We start from the raw sequence: 474 nt of genomic DNA, 5'->3' as shown, positions 1-474 counted from the left end.
TCAGGTTGTTGGCCTGAAGCTTCGTGTTGAGCTGATCGAGCGTCTTGACCGTGCCGTTGGTGCCGTCGCCGAAGGTGGCATTGACCGCCGTGCCGCCGTTGAAGGAGGTGAAGGTCAGCGTCTTGCCCGTGAGGCCGCCGACGCCCGAGGTCCGTGCCGCGGTGAAGGCGCTCGCAGTGCCGGTGTTGCCGGCGAAGCCAAGCGCGTTCAGCGCATTGCCGGTGCCGGTGATCGACAGGTCGGCATTGACGCCGGTCGAGATCTTGAGCTGACCCGAGGCGTTGATCGACGAGTTGGTCTGGCCGGTCGCAGTCGCAAGCGTCGCGGTGCCGTTGGCATTGACCGTCGCGGTCTGCACGCCACTGGCAAGGTCGATCGCCTTGAGCACGTCGTTAATCGTGCCGGCCTGCAGATAGACCGTCGAGTTGCCGGCGCCGTCGGTGAGGACGTTACCGCTCGCACCATACCCGCTCG

General features: G+C 65.6%; 1 protein-coding gene. It reads right to left on the bottom strand.

Features of this window, described 5'->3' with window-relative positions; translation table 11 throughout:
- Positions 1-474: DUF1522 domain-containing protein (locus AC0L2F_RS35750; RefSeq protein WP_473251526.1), on the bottom strand; the 474-nt coding region annotated here is incomplete at both ends.

It is taken from the genome of Bradyrhizobium sp. Ken64 (assembly GCF_055807555.1).
Note: the sequence above shows the minus strand (reverse complement) of the source record. Positions and strands in the feature narration are given on the sequence as shown.